Raw genomic sequence first — 18,914 nt, forward strand, 5'->3', positions numbered from 1 at the left:
GAACAGGTTAAGGCAATGGCGATCGGATTGAATGCGCAGGTAGTTGTTAGCCTAAACACAAAGGGGCTTTCCCACACGGTCATTATAATCACCGATGGGAAAGCCCCTATTCGAATTTAGCTAGCCACAGCAGAGCTGCTTACAGCGATGTCAGATGAAGATACGCCATCTTCAGCAGAAGCCAGTACAGGTTTGTAAGCCGCATCTACATAAGTAGTAGCGCTGACTTCAGTAATGACCTGCGGATACATTTTGTCCGGATCTGGCTGAACCGTTTCAACCTGGATGACCGCTTGGCCGTCAACGAAGTTGATCGATGTTACTTTTAGACCATAACCCGGATGTGGTGCTTGGCCGGAAATCGTTACTTGGTTAATGTCTTTATTAACAGAAGTAACGGTTAATTTAAGGTCTTGAATTTCCTGATAGGCAGGAATCGTAGTTGTATCTTTCACGAATTGGATACCGTCATAGAGCCAAGCTGCTGCATCACTACGAGTGATCGCTTTTTTCGGATAGAAATTGTTGTTCTTATCGAGGGAAGCGATTTTTGAAATGAGCAGTTTTTGAATGCTGTCCATGTAATCCTTATTAACATCTTTCTCATCATTAAGAGTCATGAACATCTCAATGAAGGCATAGTCTCCTTGCTTCATAATCGCTTTGAACAAATGATGGGCGAATTGCTCGCGTGTCATTACGTCATCAGCTTTTACATTCTTAGGTACATCAATGCCGTTATATTGAGCAATGATGAACGCCTTGGAATACCATGCATTGTCTTTCAAGTTTGTGTAATAATCGGATACTTTAGGCTCTTTGATGAAACGAATGTTGTCGATGTTCAAGTTGAAGCCATTGACGAGCAGCGTAATGCCTGCCGCGTATGTCAGCTTGCCGTTCGAATTGAATTTATCACCTTTTTCGCCTTTTATAACACCTTGTTTTTGCAGGGCTTCAATCTTTGATTTATTCGGATCTTTACCGGTATCACTGAAGGCAAATACGGATTGTCCCAAAGTAAAGACAAGCAGCATGGACACTGCCAGTAAAAGAACTGTTTTCATTTTCATGTTCGAATCTCCTTTTGTGTAGTATTTGCTATAGCACCTATAATAACGAAGCCAATAATCGTATTGTTGCACCAAAAGAAGAAGATTCATGCGATATAGCAAAAAAATCCGCATCTCAAGGATACGGATTTTTCGTAATGAGCTGTTGGATTACCGGCAAACAGGGAGAAGGATGGTATCCGAATTCACTGCACAGCCTTACGATCTCGATTGGTTCGAAGTAAACCCGGACAGCAGAAGGGGGAATTTTATATTCAAAATGCCGGACTACCTTCCAAGCGTCAAATAGCTGCTGATTCGTCAGGTTTATACCACTTGCTACGTTGTATATAAATTGTTTGCCGCTTAACGCAATATGAATGAGAGCGTCAACGACGTCTTGAATGAGCACATAATCCTTCTCGGAGTCTAGCGTTGACTGCAGGGTGACAGAGCCTTGTGCCATAATATCTTTCATAACGGAATAGATAAAGTTACTGGAGCGGAAATCATCTCCCACAACATTGGATAGGCGTGCAACACGTACATTGTCACGATTCGAGCATAAACAGACTGATTCACCTAGCAGCTTGGATAAGGCGTATATATCCTCGCGGTGATTGGAATTCACAGTCAGGTTAGCTTCCTCGTTTGTTGATGCTGCATGCTGATACAATCGTGTCGTAGATAAATAGAGGAGAGAATCAAAGTCCGCATGTTGAAGCAGCCGGCTAATATAACCGGTATGCGCTTCGACGACATCGTAAGGGCGGGAGCGGAAGTCAGCTGTAATCCCCGCACAATAGAAGAGATGACCCAAAGGCTGTGTGTAAACAGACGAATCTCCTTTTTCCGGACAATAGACCTCAAAACCTAGCGACAGCAGCTTGGCAGTCAAATGTGATCCAACAAATCCGGCTGCACCTATGACGGTTGCTTTCATCGTCATTTGCGGTTTCCTTTAAGCTGAAGCGGGTTACCCGCATAGATGCCGTAGGCTTCTAAGGTACCGCGGACAAGTGATCCAGCTCCAATAACCGCTCCGCGCTTAATATAGGCTCCGTCTAAAATCACACAATTAGCTCCAATCCATACATCGTCCTCAATAATGATGCCGCCTTTGCTTGGCAGGAAGCCTTGCTCCCGAATGAGCCGGTCACGTTCCTGATACGCATGATTAACAGGAGCGAATGTGCAGTTGGCGGCAACACGTACATCATTGCCTATAGTAATTCCGTTCCCGGAATAGAGGACAGATCCTGAATTAATATGGACATGCTCACCAAGCTGGATATCGCCGCTGCCACCTGCAAACTTCACTTTGACAAAAGCATCAATCATGGAATGGTCCCCAATGACAAGCTTGCTGCCGCGGACCGAGGTTTCGAGATCACAAAGCGGCGATAGCTGAGCCTGCTCAGAGATGTAGTGCATAATCATCGCTCCAAGGCACTAGATGAGCATCCCGTTCACTTATAACAGGGTCCTTGTATTTCCACTGAATGTTAAAGGCAGGATCATCATAGCGGGCGCCGTTTTGTACTGTTGGATCATATATACCAGACATGTGGTAATAGAGCGTAGAATTCGGCTGTAATGTCTGGAAGCCATGCGCATAACCGGGAGGAATATAGAGCATATAATGGTTGTCTCCGCTAAGCTGAAAGGACTCCCATTGCTTATAGGTTTTCGAGCCTTTTCGTATATCAACGACCACATCGTACACACTGCCTTGAATGCATTGAATCATCTTCGATTCGGCGAACGGAAGGTTCTGGAAATGCATACCTCGTATTGTTCCAGTATGAACATTATTCGATATACTCCATTGCTGGAAATTATCCTCCAGACCACGTTCCTTGAACAAATTCCGGCAGAATGCTCGGGCAAAAAAACCTCGATTATCCGTTAATTGCTCCGGCTCAATCAAATAAACACCTTCAAGCGACGTTTCATGAAACAGCATAAAGTTCCCCCTCAATAGATTTCGAGCTTCGGAATACAAACGACCAGCTTAGCATCCCATTCACGCGTATACAGTAGTTCCTGTTCGATCTCGTCTTTCAGATTCCATGGCAAAAGGATAATATAGTCCGGCTTTGTCTCCTGAATCTTGGCAGGGGAGAAGATCGGGATACGGCTGCCGGGCAAAAATAACCCTTGCTTATAGGGGTTCTTATCTACGGTGTAGGTAATGTAGTCTGTACCAACGCCCAAATAGTTGAGCAAGGTGTTCCCTTTAGCTGGAGCGCCGTATGCGGCTATCTGCTTGTTCTCACGAGAAGCTTGGAATAGGAAGTTATAGACTGCTTCCTTAACGGTTTTAACTTGCTGCGGGAAGCTGGAATAAGTACTTATATCTTGAAGACCATAAGCAATCTCTTCATGGAGAATCCGCTCTACATGCGGAGAGACAGCTAGAGTTGCATGTTCAGCATGCTTGGCAAAAATCCGAAGAGAGCCGCCATGTGTTGGCCACTCTTCTAAGTCATAGACGGTTAGACCATATCGACTAAATAGATGTGTGACGCTCAGCAGCGACAGGTAGGAGAAATGTTCATGATAGATCGTATCGAATTGATTTTCTTTCATTAATCGGAGCAAATGCGGGAATTCCAAAGTGATCGTTCCGTCAGGAGATAAAAGCTCCTTTAATCCCGCAATAAAGTCCTGCAACTCAGGAACATGAGCGAGCACGTTGTTGCCGATAATGAGATCGGCGGTTCCACGTTCCATAACAAGCTGTTTGGCAAAATCCAAAGAGAAAAATTCCGATATGGTTGGAACACCATTTGCTTCCGCTTGCTTCGCAACATTCTTCGCGGGCTCAATACCTAGAATCGGAATGGAGTGAGGGTTGAAATACTGCAATAAATAACCGTCGTTACTGGCAATTTCTACGACAAAGGAAGAGTGGTCAAGTGACAATCGCGGGACTATGGTATCGACATACTGTTTGGCATGGGCAAGCCAGCTGGAAGAATACGAGCTGAAGTAAGCATACTCTTCAAAAATATCCTGAGGTGATTCAAACTGTTCGAGCTGCACGAGCAAACATTGCTCACATACAAAAACACGCAGTGGATAATAGGCAGTACCTAAATTCAGTTGTTCCGGCCGAAGATAACTATTGGATAAAGGAGAGGTGCGAAGATCAACAAACAGATGCTGCAGCGGATGATGGCAGGAGCGGCAGTTAGGCAAGAGGTTTCACCTCCAATTGCTCATATCTTCTAATTTGCTCGAATGTGTAGGCACGCATATCCTTTCCTTGATAGAAAGCGTGGTACCAATCTCTAGTCCATGTCAATGTATCGTCGAAGGTCAGCTTCGATTTCCAGCCAAGGAGCCGTTGAGCCTTCGCTGAATTAAGCAGCAGCGTATCCGTTTCATGGGGCTGCTCACTGTCGTCATATTCAAAGGCAGGAAGGTTACCCCAATGCTGTGTTAGAAGAGCGGCTAATCGGCCGATTGATATCCCTTGATCAATCGTTTGACCAAAATTCCATGCCCCGCTGTAAGATGCATCCAGCCATAATTTTTCTGCAAGCTGAATGTAACCGTATATCGGCTCCAGTACATGCTGCCAAGGGCGGATGGCGTGGGGGTTCCGCAGAATGGGCAGCCGACCGGCCGTCAAACTTCGAATAATGTCCGGCACGATGCGGTCTGTTGACCAATCGCCTCCTCCGATGACATTGCCTGCACGGGCTGTTGCAGCTCTTTTACCAAGCGGCATCAGGAAGGCATCCCGGTAGCTATTCGTAATGATCTCCGAGCAGGCTTTGCTCGCACTGTAAGCATCAAAGCCGCCTAGACGATCCTCTTCCACGTATCCTACGGAGGACTCCTTATTCTCGTATACCTTATCGGTTGTAATGTTGATAATGACCTTTGCAGCTGGCACTCTTCGAATACAATCCAGCAGGACAGCTGTGCCGAAAGTATTGGTATGGAATGTACTCAACGGATCACGATAGCTGTCACGTACTAATGCTTGTGCAGCAAGATGAAACACAATGTCTGGTTCTTGCTCCGTCAAAGCTTCTTGAAGGGCAATGGCGTTCGTAATATCGCCCTCAACTGACGTTATGGGAAGTGCTAAACAATCGGACATATTAGGCGTAGTAGAAGCGGGGAGGGAGTAACCTACGACATCAGCCCCTTGATGCAGCAGCACCGCGCAAAGCCAGCTTCCTTTAAAGCCGGTATGACCCGTAACCAGTACCTTTTTCCCCGTCCAAAAAGAAACCATCATTTCCACACCTTCCAAGGTGCATTACCTTTATTCCAAAGCTCATTAAGCGAGTTCTTATCACGAAGGGTATCCATCGAATGCCAGAAGCCGTGATGCTGATAGACGGATAACTCTCCAAATGAAGCTAGAGATTCCAAAGGGCCATGCTCCCAAACTGTATCATCGCTGCGGATCAAATCAATTGTTTTTGGCTCCAGGACAAAGAATCCGCCGTTAATCCAATTGTTATCGTTATGAGGTTTTTCTCGGAAGGAAACCGCTTTGTAGTCATTAATTTCCAAGATGCCATATCTCATGCCAGGATTAACCGCGGTAACAGTAGCTAGACTGCCATTCCTGCGATGCAGCTCAATAAGCTCACCAATATGGATATCTCCTACACCATCTCCATAGGTGAAACAGAAGGTGTCATCCCCGATATATGGGGCGAGCCGTTTTAATCTGCCTCCAGTCATGACCTGATCACCGGTGTCAACTACGGTTATTTTCCAAGGCTCAGCTTTGGAGTTCATAAAGGTAACCTGATTGTCGGACAGATCAAAGTGAACATCTGATTGATGCAGATAATAGTTAAAAAAGTACTCTTTAATAACGTAAGATTTGTATCCGGCAGCGATGATGAAGTCATGGATGCCGTAATGCGAATAAATCTTCATAATGTGCCAGATGATTGGCTTGCCTCCGATCTCGACCATCGGTTTCGGCTTGGAAATCGTTTCCTCCGATAAGCGGCTTCCTAGTCCGCCTGCTAAGATTACGGCTTTCACTTGCTTACCTCCCCATGGTACGAATCGAACTGCTTCACCTAAGTGATGAAATGTCCTGATGGCGACAAGTAAGCATGGATCAATTCCTCTTGGTTGTAAGATTGAATGAAGTCCGGATAACCATACTCGAATAAAATATAATCGAACCGTTCGCCTCGTAGCTGCTGATGAATATCAGCCATCGTCTGATAATACAAGGTCCTGTCGGAGATGGTTCGCAGGTCGGTCATATATTTCTCTTGGTTCGTTAAGCTTGTTAATTGTACGTTGCTCGCACCGTTTTGCTTGAAGTAGGTCTTAAAAGCAAGGGGAGTGGCTCCAACGCAGCAGTTAATTGCAAGAAAGGAAACAGTTGGCTTAGGAGTCCAGCGGCTCTTAAGGGATTCTACAAGCTGCATGTTAGGCAGTCCCTCCGCCCAGGAATCGATGCCGTATTTACTGTGAAAAATTTGCCTGCTGATCTGAAGAGAGTTATTTTGCCGCTGATCAATGCCCGTTGTTACTGAGCCGTGATGAAAAATAAACGTATCACCTGCATAGATGAGCTTATAGCCAGCCCGGCGGTATCGGTAGCTTATATCATCGTCTCCAAACTCACCGAAGGAGAAGCGGGAATCATAGCCCCCAATTTCACGCAGTCTTTCTGTTAGCGAAAAAAGAATAACCGGCATAAGCCGGATTCGTTCTTCCCATTTCGTAGAGTTTGAGACATTATAGGCCCTCGCTTGCTGCTGCATTTCCTCAAGACTGTTGAAGGGAAGATTGATCTGCTGATAGTTGCTGACATAATTGGCCCCGGGCGAGACAAAGCCAATCTGGGGATCTGATTCGATGCAAGTCACCAGATTGTCGAGCCAATTGGCTGTCAGAATCATGTCATTACTAATTAAGGCAATATATTTGCCCCGCGCCTCATTCATTCCGACGTTAAATCCATTAACAGGTCCAACATTTTGAGGAATATGGATGGGTCTTGCTTGAGGGATAGAATCAAAATAAGTTCTGGTGTCGTCGGAAGAGCCGTTGTTGACGAGGATCAGCTCATTACCGTCTAACGGTGTATGTAAGAGTAAGCTGTCGATACAACGTTTTGTAATTTCAACATGGTTATAAGCAAGGACGACGAAGCTGACAATTGGGTGCTCAGACAGGGGGAATCACCTCTTTTTATAGAGAATACTGATAGCTAAATTCTATTTTTTGGAATCAAAAAAAAGACCTTTGCAGGTCTTTAAAGGGCGGTTATTCCAGCTCATCTTCATACCAAGGATTCAGATGAATAAGCACTTCCTCCACATCGGTATGATTTGTAAGAATCGTTTGTTTAATTTTCCGGGATATATCATGACCTTCTTGAATGGTAAATTGCGCGGGGATACCGACACGAACGTCAATGATCACATATTGGCCAAATTCTCGGGCACGAATCCGGTCAATACGCTTCACCTCAGGGATCGAGAAGACAAGCCGCTCATAATCATTGAGCTTTTCTGGGGAGACGGCTTTTTCCATCAATACATCAACCGCTTCTCTGCCCATGTCATAAGCCAGCTTCATAACAAAAAAGGCAACTACAATGCCAGCGGCAGCATCGCCATAACTCAGGAAGGGGATATCGTTGCGATCACCGATGATCGCAGCACCAATGCCCACAACCGCTGCAATTGAAGCATATACGTCAGCCAAATGGTCATAAGCTGTTGCTTCAAGGCTTTTGCTGTTTGTTTCCTTGCCAACTTTTATGCAGTAGAGGTATAACCACAGCTTCCAGAAGAGCGAGATGACAGCTGCAATAAAGGCCACCATACTGGCTTCACCCGCGGTATGAAAGAAGGATTCAACCGAGTGAAACGCGATAAATAAAGCAGCAAGCACCATAATGATCGCGACCAATGCGGATCCGATCAGCTCGCTTTTGCCATGACCGTACGGATGGTCTTCATCTGCAGGCTTCTGCGCAACTTTAGCTGAGCCGAGTGCTGCCATAGTAGCTATGACATCGCCTGCATTATGTACCCCGTCGGCAATCAGCACCTGGCTTTTGAAAGCCAGACCAACAATTAGCTTAATACCCGTCAGAATCAAGTTACTGAGTAAGCTGATCCAAATTGCAAATATGTTAGAAGAAACTTTAATTTTTGAACCACTCACCCTATAATACCTCCATCAATTAACAGGTTAAAAAGACAACGATCCTTATCATAAAGGATGAAGGGGGTGTGGGTCTAGAGAAACAGTGTTGCAACAGGTCAAGAATTTTAGGCTGAGCAAAATATGTAGGATGAAGAAACAAAAAAAGCCTTGATTGCTCAAGGCTTAATCTGTTATAAGGAATAATTGATCTTTATGAATGATTGCTTCAAGCTAACCTTTTACCGCACCGGCCGTAAGACCACTGACGATGTATTTTTGTCCCGCCAAATAAAGAATAAGAACAGGAATCGACGTCATGACGAGGTCGGCAAAAATCAGGTTCCAATCACGGCTGTATTTGCCGTAGAAGTTGTAGATCGAAAGCGGCATGGTCCATGTCGAGCTGTCTGTAAGGAAATAGAGAGGGATCGTGATGTCGTTCCATACCGACATGAAAACCATGATTGCTACTGTTGCATTTACCGGTATGATAAGCGGTGTAATGATTCGGAAGAACACACCCATCAGGCTAGCGCCTTCCAGGAAAGCAACCTCATCAAGCACTCTTGGTACCGATTTAATAAAACCGCTGTATAAAAAGATACTAAATGCCGTATTTAAAGCTGCATAAATGAAAATGACACTCGTGATGCTGCCGTAGAAGCCCATCCATTGCACAACTTTGATCGTTGTGATCGTGGACATTGGAGCAATCAGTCCCATAAAGAAAAACAGGTACAGGTAGCTTGCAAGCTTGCTGTCGCGTCGCGCCAGTATAAAGGCGGCTGCGGAAGAAGTGATAATATTCAATATGGCGGATACCCCAGTAATGACGATACCGTTCAGAAAGGCGCGAGCAAGACCGCCTTCCTTAAATACGGTCACATAGTTAGAGAACATCCATTTGTCCGGTAACCGAATTTGAAATTTAGAAACCTCAGCACTAGTCATAAACGAACCAAAAATCATAAGCAAAAGCGGAATTATGATGGCTAAGCAAGCGATTAGCAGTAAGATTTCTACAAGGTAGTTGCGCAGTGATAATTTTCGAGAGAAACTCATTATTCGGTAACCTCCTTACGACGCATGAAGACCAGCAATGGGATTGCAATCAAGCTGACAATGAGGAACAGAAGGGTATTGATTGCCGTGCCAAGGCCCCAGTTGCCTTCGCCAAACGCTCGAAGAATAATCGTACCAATAACCTGTGAGGAGTTGCCTGGACCACCGCTGGTCAAGACGAATACTTCAGAGAAAACTTTCAATCCGCCGATCAGCGTAAGCATCAAGTTAATATTGATGGCAGGCAGCAGAAGCGGAACGGTAATGTTCGTAAAACTTCTCCAAGCACCTGCACCGTCAATCGTTGCAGCTTCATAGTATTCCTTCGAGATGGATTGCAGGCCAGCCAGATAGATAGCCATTTGGAAGCCAGCGTGCTGCCAGATGGATACCAGAGCAACCGTCCAAATAACAATATGAGGATCGGTCAGCCAAGCCTGGCTTAGGAAGTGAAGGCCGATGGCATCAAAAAACTTGTTCACCATACCTTCTGTACGCAGCATAGGGGTAAAGACGATAGAGATTACCAATACGCTTAGAATGGATGGAGAGTAAAATATAGCACGAAGGAAATTGCGGGATTTAAGCCGCATATTTAAAGCGATGGCAAGCACAAGGCCAATCACATTTTTTCCGACAACAGTTGCTATTGCAAAAATAAACGTGTTTTTCAAGGCAAGAATTAAGGTGTCATCCGTGAAGATTTTGTTGAAGTTATCGAGGCCGATAAACTTGATGCCGATACGATCTAAACGCCAGTCTGTAAAGGAGTAATACAGGCCGATAATTGCCGGTAGTACGAAGAAGACCGTATAGATAAGCAGTGCAGGCCATAAGAGGTAATAGCCGTACATACTTTTGGAGCGTGTCATCATTTCTCATCCCACCAAATTTGTTGATTTTATGTTCTAGTTCTTCTGCTCGGTTTTTTAGAAGGAGCGGCCGCTGTCTGAACAGCAGCCGCATGTAAGTCTTTAACTTGCTTTATTGTTGTTGCTTAGAAGCCAGCTTCGCCTTTGTCCTTCATCAGCTCAGCAAACTTCTCATTCCAGGCTTGAAGTACTTTTTGGGACGATATGCTGCCTGTGAACTGGTCTTGAAGGCTTCTGTACAGCTCACTGCGGTCAACCAGCATGAAAGCGTCCATCGTCATAGCAACTTTTTTAGGTGTAATATAGTTGTCCAAAATTTCTTGCTTGTAAGCAGGAAGCTCTGGCGTTGTTACGTCGCTGAAATTGGATACATAGCTTTGGTTATTCACAATTTCTTGCGCAACTTCTTTAGTTGCAATGAAGTCAAGGAATTTTTTAGCTTCTTCGATATGCTTCGCTTTTTTCGGAATAAACAACTGGCCGCCAAGCGGACTTGCGCCAAGGTAAGCGTCGCCGCTGTTGTCCGTAGGGTAAGCGAACAGGCCAAGGTTCATGTTAGCATCCTGTTGCTGAACCGATTCGATCAGCCAGTCACCCATGAACATCATCGCTACTTCCTTGTTCAGGAATTTACCTGCAGCCATGTCATAGCTGTCACTCAATACGTCAGTATTGGTGTAGCCTTTTTTATACAGATCATATTGCTGGTCAAGGATCGTTTGGAACGCTGGAATATCCGTCCATTTTTTCTTGTTTGCATTCAGATCGTCAAAGAGTGTAGGCTCGTTTTTAGCCGCGTATTCACCAAATGCTGCGCCTGGCATAACGTTAGCCGCCCAGTTGTCTTTAAATGGCATAAAGATTGGCGTGTAGCCTGCTGCTTTAATTTTCTCGCAAGCCGCAAGGAACTCGTCATAGGTTTTTGGAACTTCAAGGCCAAGCTCTTTGAAGATATCTTTGTTATAGACAACCCCTTGCATACCCGTATCTTGGCTTACATGGAAGCTGTAAATATGGCCGTATGCGGACAGGACGTCTTTGTTCTGAAGACGGCTGACCCAAGGCTGGTCATCCAGAGTTTCAAAGTTACGCTCGAGATTAAGGTCAGTTGTTGCGCTAGCCAGGTTGTATTGCAGAACGTCCGGCGTTTCGTTAACAGCCAGCTTTGTTTGGAGCACGGTTGATGTTTGTTCTGCTGGAAGCAGCTGTAAATTGACTTTGATGTTCGTTTGTTTCTCGAATTCATCGAGCAGGTCTTGCTGTACAAATGCAGAGTCTTGCGAGCTTTTGGATAGAGCAAGCTCAATCGTTACTTTTTTGCCGCTTCCGGTGCTTCCGCTTTCTGAATTCGAGTTATTGCTTCCACATGCTGCTAGCGATAGAGCTAGTACTGCGCTTACTGCGCCTAATGATAGCTTACGTGTTGTTTGGTTCATGTTTTTCTCCCCTCATGGTGCCCTTTGTTGTATCTTTGATTGAATCCGTTTACAATCCAATTGTAGGTTTTTTTCACCTGGAGGTACATGTTTGACCTTTACCATTGCTGTGTAAAATTCTGAACTAATATCGAATCGGAGGCTATCATTCTTGAAAGGCGTCAGCAAGAAAATCAGATTTGTTCCCAGGCAGACCAGCCTTCAAACGAAAGTAGTTCTTATGTTTCTAATCTTGCTTTTGTTTGTAGTATGCTGTTTTTTGGCCTATGTCAATTGGCAGGTAATCAGGCCGCTCAAGGAAAACAATGAAAAAGAAAAGCAGCTTACGGCCGCTAAAATCAGCGGACAGCTGGACCAATATATTAAAAACCAGAATCAGCTGTCTCAGCGCGTTTTGTCTAACGAGCAAGTTACAGCAGCCTTATCTGGAGGTTATCATTCAGGGGATTCAGCAGAAGGTCTGACTCAGAGCCGAATTTTGAAAAGGATGATGTTTGAGGCTATCGGACCCAGCGTAGATATACGAGATATGATCATCTACGATCTCGAAGGGCGGGCGCTTTCATCCTACATCGGTTATCCGACCAACCCGGTGAAGATCGAACCAGAGCTGAAGAGTGAAATGGATAATAACGACTATATTTTATACCAGCAGCCTAATGGCATAACGGCATTTGATAGAGCAATCATCAATCAGAATGGCCAGATTTTTGGCTATCTATCCATTCAATTGGATCAATCCGAGCTGCAGCTTCCAACGGAAGATGTTGCGGTTGGTGACGTTTATATCATGGACCAGGAGCATCAATTCATTGCCCGCTCACAAAATGCAGATAAGCCAAGTGATCTGGAGCTTCTTGAGGCAGATCCAGTGACCAGCGGCATGTATTTGGACGACCGTTCCAATTATGTCGCCTATAATCAATCGGCCAGCACCGGCTGGACAACCTATGTTGTAACTCCAAAGCACGCCGTGCTTGGACCGGTCAATTCTGTCCAATATTTATCAATTGCGTTTATATCCATACTGATGCTGTTTTCATTCGTGTATATTTATTTCAGTACCCGGAATCTGCTGCTGCCGATTCGAAAGCTGCGAGGCCAAATCTCACGCATTAACTATAGCAATCTGGATGTCAAAGTGGACAACCGGTCTCATAACAACGAGTTGATCGCTTTAAGTGATTCCTTCCAGGAGCTGTTAGGCCGTCTTCAGCAATCGATCGAAAACGAAAAGCTGGCGCTGCAGGAAGAAATGAAGGCGAGAAACTCGGCTCTTCAATCGCAAATCGCGCCGCATTTTATTCACAATGTGCTATATTTGATTAGCATTGCCGCCCAGGAGGGCAAAAACAATGCGGTATCAGATATGTGCAAGCATCTGTCCGATTCCTTGCGTTATATTGTTACGTCTCCCTATCAGCACGTCTCATTGACGGAAGAACTGGAGCATATCCGTAACTATTTATCGCTTGTCCAACAAAATTATGAAAACGACCTGGAATGGGAAATTATCGCAGATGATGCAGCTGCAAACCTTATTCAGCTTCCAAGGCTGGTCATCCAGCCGTTCGTTGAAAATTGCATCGAGCATGCATTTACGAATACCGATCCGCCGTGGCGCATCAAAATTCTGGTGAAGCTGTATAACGGGATTTGGGCGATCGAAATCAGTGATAATGGTGAAGGTATTGAAGCTGGTAAGATTAATGAAATCATGAATAATATTTCGAATTCCGAAGCGAGGGAGCATGAGCTCCATATGCCGACAAGCTTTGGAAATATGGGAATTGTGAATACGGTGAATCGGTTGAAGCTGATGTATAAGAACCGGCTATTTTTCAACCTGTACAATAACTCGGGGGAGGACAAGGGCTCAACCGTACAAATTATCGCCTCTCTCACAAAAGATTTTTACTAGGATTATGCTTACGAAGCAACAATTGTCACAATTCGCCCAAGAAGGGCTCATAAGGGCAACAATTCTAGGATTATGCTTACGAAGTAAGAATTGTCACAATTCGCCCAAGAAGGGCTCATAAGGGCAACAATTCTAGGATTATGCTTACGAAGTAAGAATTGTCACAATTCGCCCAAGAAGGGCTCATAAGGCAACAATTCTTTTTAGGAGGAGAAGTCTATGTTTACCGCCTTGATTGCAGAAGACAGCAAGCCGATACTACGTAATATCAAGGCGCTTCTCGAATCATCGGAACTGCCGATCCAAATCGTCGCAACCGCCTATAATGGGGAAGAGGCACTGGATTATATGAAAAAGCAGCCCGTCGACATCCTGATTACCGATATCCGGATGCCTAAGCTGGACGGGCTAGGACTTATCGAGCAGGCGAAGAAGCTGCATTCGTCGCTGAAAGTTATACTCATTAGCAGCTACAGCGATTTTGAATATACGCGCAAAGCGATTAATTTACAGGTGTTTGATTATTTGCTGAAGCCTGTAGAGCGGAACCAATTGATTGAGGTTATGGAACGGATCGTTGATTCGCTCGCAGAAAAGCTGGAATATAGCATTGATCTCTTGAAGTCGATTGTGCCTGCTGCTTCTCTATCAGGCTTGCGTCTTGGACCACAATTTCATGAACAATCTGTTTCGCTGTTTCTGATTGGAAGGCAGCCGTTTAGCCCGAATTTGGGCAATTGGAAGTCGGAAACGCTGCAAACGGTGCTCCAAGCCGTTTGCGAGCCGCAAAGCTGCTGGCTGTTTCCTGCTAAGGATTCGGACCGTTATATTGTTTTTGTCCAGTCCGCTTTGAAGGAGCGGTTCGCTACAACGATTGCTTGGATGGAATCCATTGAACGTCAGCTGCTAAGTGTTGGTATTGAAATCGCCATGGCGGGCCGATTCCAGCCCGTTGATATGAACCAGCTGCAGCTTCAATATGACAGATTGAAATATTTACTCGATCAAGAAACGCTGCTTGATAAAAGAGTGCTGCTGGATACGGATTATCGCATTCCTGAACAAGTTGGGAAGGAAGAGATTATTAGAAGCTTTACCGATATGATCGAACAGCGCCAGTCACAGCCATTCCTGATGAAGCTCCGTGAGTATCTGCAAATCTCTTATAACGAGCATACCCGTTATTACGATTTGGCGAAGCTTGTAGCCGCGATCGGAGATGCTTTTGTCCATGCTTTGCCGAGCAACGGACCGGAGGAAAGGCTGGCAGCGGCAGTAGCTGTCAAAGAAATGCTTGAGCAAGACAGCTACCAGAGATTCTGTGAGCAATGTCTGGACTGGTGTGCCCTCAACTTTGAACAGCTGCAATTGCGTAACCGGAAAAGCGGAGAAGAGTTGTTTGAGCAGATGGATGCTTACGTGCAGCTCCATAAATTTTCGCAGCTTTCCATCAATGATCTGGCTGCCAAATTCCATGTCAGTGCGTCATATGTGAGCCGGATCATAAAACGTTATACGAACACAACATTTGTTCAATATTACATGGAGCTGAAGATCGAGGAAGCCTGCAAACAGCTGCGCGTTAAGCCAGATTTGAAAATCAAGGAGCTTGCAGATGCGCTTTCCTTCTGTGACCAGCATTATTTCTCCCGTGTGTTCAAGGATCATACAGGATTAAGCCCAAGCGAGTATAAGGAGCAGCATGCCGGCTTAGAGAGCTTGTTGGAATAGAATCCAAACGAAAGAAGTGGTGCAAGGATGGATTATCCTTGCACCGCTTCTTTTTTCTATAAAAAACGAAGAGGATTCAAATAAGAGATTTAGATTTGCTTTTCAATTATACGAAACTTTTCCCAAATTATGGAGTAGAATAATAGATTCATAAATTGGGAGGGATATGGAAATTGAAATTGTTATCGTACAAACCAAAGTTCTCCGTATGGTCGAAAACACTAATAGCATCGCTCGCCGCATTTACTGTACTTTCCTCGTCAGCTATGGCGGCAGCGCCGCATACGACGGCAGCTACACAGCCGGTCGCGTTAAACGCGGATACGGCAAATACATTTCTGGACAACTTTTTTAAATCAGATGCGGCTAAGCCTTATTACGTCGGGGCATCTGTTGTCATTGTCAAGGCCGGGGAAGTGGTGGCACAAAAGGGATATGGCGTATCGGACAAAACAAGCGGGAAAGCCGTCGATCCAGCTTCCACCGTCTTTCGTATCGCTTCCGTTTCCAAAACCTTTACGGCTGCAGCCATCATGCAGCTCGTTGAGCAGAGCAAGATCAAACTGAATGAGAGCTTTTTGACGTATCTTCCGGGGTACACGATCGAAAATCCGTTCGACAAGCCAGTAACCGTATCAGATCTGCTTACCCATAAGTCTGGGCTTAAAAATCGCGAAATTCAGGCGGAAGACATGTTGCCAGATAATCTGGGCAAAACCTTCAGCATGGCTGATTATGCCCGCGAGCATATGCCGCCAGTCGTCCGCGAGCCGGGTACGGCTTACATGTACGACAACTTTGGTTATTTGCTGCTTGGACTGATAGTGGAGAAAGTGAGCGGAGTTCCATTTGAAACATATATGGACGAGAAGTTATTCGGGCCGCTCGGCATGGATAACAGCGGGTTTCTGCTAGAAGGCGCGCTGAAGGATAACCTGGCGACCGGTTATACTGCTTCAGGAGAACCGGTACCGCTGTACGGCCTCAAGCCAACCGTCCTGCCGGAAGGCGGCATGCTGACGACGGCAGAGGATGTAGGCAAGTTTATGATCGCGTTCCTGAACGGCGGGGCAGCGGGATCAAGCCGCATTTTGTCCAAGGATACGGTGACGTCGATGGAGCAATATCGTTCCTATATTCATCCGCTGCTGCCAGACACGACGTATGGCTTTGAAGCGCCATTTCAGATTCCGGGAGCGGGCGCAAGCTCCAAAATTGTGACCAAAGCAGGCGACATGACCGACTTCAGCTCTTATATGTTCCTTATTCCTGAGCAAAATACCGGCGTATTCCTGACCTACAACAAGCAAGGTCCGCTGCGCAACTTGTTTTACCCGCAATTTATCCAGACCTTCTTCCCGCAGTATGCGGCTCCTGCCGACCTGAAGGATTACAAGCCTCAAAGCACCGAAGAGCTTAGCCGTTTCGCAGGTTATTACGCCGATATCCGGTCCAAGGTGCTGGTGTCGGGAATTAATGACGATGAAAGCGCTCTGACGATCAGCGATTCGTATCTAGGTCCACGTACGCTGAAACAAGTAGACGATAACTTGTTTATCGATGATTTGACGCAGCAGTTCACCGCCTTTATGCTGGATGGCGATGGCAAGGTTCTGTATATGAAGGAGCCGTATTTAAATCCGCTTGGTTATGCCCAAAAAGGCGTAGAGGCGTCAGGATATGCTGATGTGGACAAGAATCATCCGTACGCCAAATATATTTTCATGCTGCAATCGCTTGGTTATTTACCAAATGATACGAATCAGGTGAATTTCCATTCTGAAGAAGGGGTTACTCGCGGACAATTCGTGCAGGACGTGCTTTCAATGTCCGGTGTACAAGATCAGCAGTTTGACACGTATGCCTTTAACGATATTAAGGATCATCCCGCAGCGCCGTACATACAGGTTGCTGCTATGATGGGCATGGTAAAAGGAGACGGCAAGGGTAGCTTTAAGCCGGATCAGGTGATTAGCCGCGAAGAGGCGGCTGCGATGATTCAACGCGTATTTGTCCTGCAATATCCAACAGTTTCGTTCAATGATGTGAAATTGTCCGGCAAGACCGATCCTTGGGCTGTTCCTGCGGTCCAAATGATGGTGGCACTTGGCATCTATGGTCCAGAGGTCACGAAAGCTGCCGACGGCACGGTCGATTTCCATTCGAAGGAGGTATTAAATAAAGGTGAGGAAGCAGCCATTCTTTATTCGCTTATGCTTCAGCCAACCGATCTGATTGTAGCCAGCATGCAGCAAAACGGCGTGAAAACGCTTGTTAAGGACGCTGCTTAACGGTAAGTGAAGCAACTTAAAAAGCAGCCTCCCGCCGGGAGTTCCGCCCGTATCAAACAGATCGGTGCGGCTCCCTCGGAGAGGCTGCTTTTATTTGTGTTTAATTTACTGACTATGAAATAGTTTTCGAATTCAAGATCCTCCCCCAGTTTAGTTAGAGGATGTTAGGTCCTATTACCTCACCACTGAAATGGACCTCATTGATAACAGGATTGGTGAAATCAGTAATTGGGATTGGTGCACCATCCGTAATGACATTAAAGCCTGAGGCTGGGCCAGCTGCTGCAGTTAGATAATAACTTGTATTAGGACCAGTTACTCCTGTATCTGTACATGCAAAAGTTGTTGTAAAGGTTCCTTGCACCAGAGTAGTTCCTGTTCCCGAGAAGTTAATCTGGGTAACACTTCCGGAGTCTACTACTGAGGCAACACGCACACCCAATAATGGAGCATCTCGGAAAAAATTAAAATTCATAACTTGGCTTGCCAATGCTAATTGAGGGGCAACTTCGCTTATGAAGCTAAAGCTCCATACGATGGTTGCTCTTAATACCACTCGACTATTTATATTAACATTACTTAAAGTTATTGACTGACTACTGACTTGAACTTCCGGACCAATCGTAGCAGGTGTCACTGGAGTTACGATTGTTGTAATGGCTGAGCCACCGGTAAGTAGCGGATCCGGAATCTGAAAAAAATCGTAAAAAGTTAGCAGTCCAACTCCTGATGGACCAGGTATACCTTGCGGACCAGTTGGTCCGGGTGCTCCCTCCAGTCCCGCTAGTCCAGCAGGACCCTGCGGACCAGGAGGGCCAGTTGGACCCTGCGGACCAGGAGGACCTGCAGCCCCTTGTATACTTAGCCTTTTGCGTTTCCCTTTAATTAAGGAGTTATGTTTACATCTCTTTGGGCTATTTCTTTTCAAACTTTTTTTAAGTCTAGGAATGGGACATACCATTGGATACACCTCCTCTTTGGATGTCTTATTTTATGTATTTGCTGGGATGGCGTGATAGACAGTTGACTAGATTTGTACCTATGAATATTGAAGAACATGGGAGGAAGAGGCAGTATGATACTTAAAATTCGAGCATGGGTTACGATTGGAATGGATCATCCGCGCATACAGTTCAGACGTGGGATTAGTCACAGCGTTTATCAGGGAAAAAGGGGTACGAAAGCCTTTAGTATAGTAAAGGGCACCAAATTGGCACCAAATCGGTATTTTTGAAGCAAAAGACACCAACTATAACCATTATCAAGACATGAAAAAGCCCGAGAAAACAACGTTTCTCGGGCTTTTTCTTTAATGATCTGTAGTGGGCTCGAACCACTGACCCCTACCCTGTCAAGATAGTGCTCTCCCAGCTGAGCTAACAGATCGTGTG

General features: G+C 45.5%; 16 protein-coding genes and 1 tRNA gene. 3 read left to right on the top strand and 14 right to left on the bottom strand.

What is annotated here, in order from left to right; genetic code table 11:
* Positions 1–116: 116 nt before the first annotated feature.
* From FHS17_RS08370 to FHS17_RS08425, 12 genes are all read right to left on the bottom strand, one after another.
* On the bottom strand, positions 117–1,073 hold the full coding sequence (locus tag FHS17_RS08370; protein WP_167277820.1) for an S-layer homology domain-containing protein: 957 nt from the start codon (positions 1,071–1,073) through the stop codon (positions 117–119).
* Positions 1,074–1,188: 115 nt separating this feature from the next.
* Entirely contained in the window at positions 1,189–2,001 is an 813-nt protein-coding gene (locus tag FHS17_RS08375) for an NAD-dependent epimerase/dehydratase family protein (RefSeq protein WP_167277823.1), read from the bottom strand.
* Positions 1,998–2,486 (bottom strand): acyltransferase, encoded by a 489-nt coding sequence (locus tag FHS17_RS08380; RefSeq protein ID WP_167277826.1) that lies wholly within the window; start codon positions 2,484–2,486, stop codon positions 1,998–2,000. The genes FHS17_RS08375 and FHS17_RS08380 overlap by 4 nt, the downstream gene beginning before the upstream one ends.
* Positions 2,470–3,018 (bottom strand): dTDP-4-dehydrorhamnose 3,5-epimerase, encoded by a 549-nt coding sequence (gene rfbC / locus FHS17_RS08385; RefSeq protein ID WP_167277829.1) that lies wholly within the window; start codon positions 3,016–3,018, stop codon positions 2,470–2,472. Before rfbC ends, FHS17_RS08380 begins: the two co-directional genes overlap by 17 nt.
* An 11-nt stretch (positions 3,019–3,029) precedes the next feature.
* Positions 3,030–4,256 (bottom strand): class I SAM-dependent methyltransferase, encoded by a 1,227-nt coding sequence (locus tag FHS17_RS08390; RefSeq protein WP_167277832.1) that lies wholly within the window; start codon positions 4,254–4,256, stop codon positions 3,030–3,032.
* Positions 4,249–5,310 (bottom strand): CDP-glucose 4,6-dehydratase, encoded by a 1,062-nt coding sequence (gene rfbG, locus FHS17_RS08395; RefSeq protein ID WP_167277834.1) that lies wholly within the window; start codon positions 5,308–5,310, stop codon positions 4,249–4,251. Before rfbG ends, FHS17_RS08390 begins: the two co-directional genes overlap by 8 nt.
* Positions 5,307–6,077, bottom strand: a complete 771-nt coding sequence (rfbF, locus tag FHS17_RS08400) for a glucose-1-phosphate cytidylyltransferase (protein ID WP_167277837.1) — start codon at positions 6,075–6,077, stop codon at positions 5,307–5,309. Before rfbF ends, rfbG begins: the two co-directional genes overlap by 4 nt.
* 38 nt (positions 6,078–6,115) lie before the next feature.
* Positions 6,116–7,228 carry a glycosyltransferase family 2 protein gene (locus tag FHS17_RS08405; protein WP_167278197.1) on the bottom strand — a complete coding sequence of 371 codons (1,113 nt, stop codon included), beginning with the start codon at positions 7,226–7,228 and terminating at the stop codon, positions 6,116–6,118.
* A gap of 91 nt (positions 7,229–7,319) precedes the next feature.
* Positions 7,320–8,228: a cation diffusion facilitator family transporter gene (locus FHS17_RS08410; RefSeq protein ID WP_167277840.1), complete on the bottom strand. Its 909-nt coding sequence runs from the start codon at positions 8,226–8,228 to the stop codon at positions 7,320–7,322.
* A 213-nt stretch (positions 8,229–8,441) separates the two neighbouring features.
* Entirely contained in the window at positions 8,442–9,272 is an 831-nt protein-coding gene (locus FHS17_RS08415; RefSeq protein WP_167277842.1) for a carbohydrate ABC transporter permease, read from the bottom strand.
* A complete protein-coding gene (locus FHS17_RS08420) occupies positions 9,272–10,147 on the bottom strand; it encodes a carbohydrate ABC transporter permease (protein WP_415639889.1) in 876 nt (291 codons plus the stop codon). The genes FHS17_RS08415 and FHS17_RS08420 overlap by 1 nt, the downstream gene beginning before the upstream one ends.
* A 122-nt stretch (positions 10,148–10,269) precedes the next feature.
* The gene (locus FHS17_RS08425) at positions 10,270–11,580 is read right to left on the bottom strand and encodes an ABC transporter substrate-binding protein (RefSeq protein ID WP_167277844.1); all 1,311 of its coding nucleotides are present in this window, start codon (positions 11,578–11,580) and stop codon (positions 10,270–10,272) included.
* A gap of 151 nt (positions 11,581–11,731) precedes the next feature.
* Here FHS17_RS08425 and FHS17_RS08430 point away from each other — a divergent pair, with 151 nt between their 5' ends.
* The 3 genes from FHS17_RS08430 to FHS17_RS08440 all read left to right on the top strand — a co-directional run bounded on the left by FHS17_RS08430 (position 11,732) and on the right by FHS17_RS08440 (position 17,523).
* Positions 11,732–13,501, top strand: a complete 1,770-nt coding sequence (locus FHS17_RS08430; RefSeq protein ID WP_208420262.1) for a sensor histidine kinase — start codon at positions 11,732–11,734, stop codon at positions 13,499–13,501.
* Positions 13,502–13,720: 219 nt separating this feature from the next.
* A complete protein-coding gene (locus tag FHS17_RS08435; protein WP_167277845.1) occupies positions 13,721–15,232 on the top strand; it encodes a response regulator transcription factor in 1,512 nt (503 codons plus the stop codon).
* Between the two features lie 173 nt (positions 15,233–15,405).
* A complete protein-coding gene (locus FHS17_RS08440; protein ID WP_243865245.1) occupies positions 15,406–17,523 on the top strand; it encodes a serine hydrolase domain-containing protein in 2,118 nt (705 codons plus the stop codon).
* Positions 17,524–17,677: 154 nt separating this feature from the next.
* On the opposite strand, the gene FHS17_RS08445 is transcribed toward FHS17_RS08440, so the two are convergent.
* Positions 17,678–18,484 carry a hypothetical protein gene (locus FHS17_RS08445; protein ID WP_167277846.1) on the bottom strand — a complete coding sequence of 269 codons (807 nt, stop codon included), beginning with the start codon at positions 18,482–18,484 and terminating at the stop codon, positions 17,678–17,680.
* Positions 18,485–18,836: 352 nt separating this feature from the next.
* A tRNA-Val gene (locus FHS17_RS08450) sits at positions 18,837–18,909 on the bottom strand.
* Positions 18,910–18,914: the final 5 nt, after the last annotated feature.

This window comes from Paenibacillus lupini (genome assembly GCF_011761355.1).
In the GTDB taxonomy this organism is placed as follows: Bacteria; Bacillota; Bacilli; order Paenibacillales; family Paenibacillaceae; genus Pristimantibacillus; species Pristimantibacillus lupini.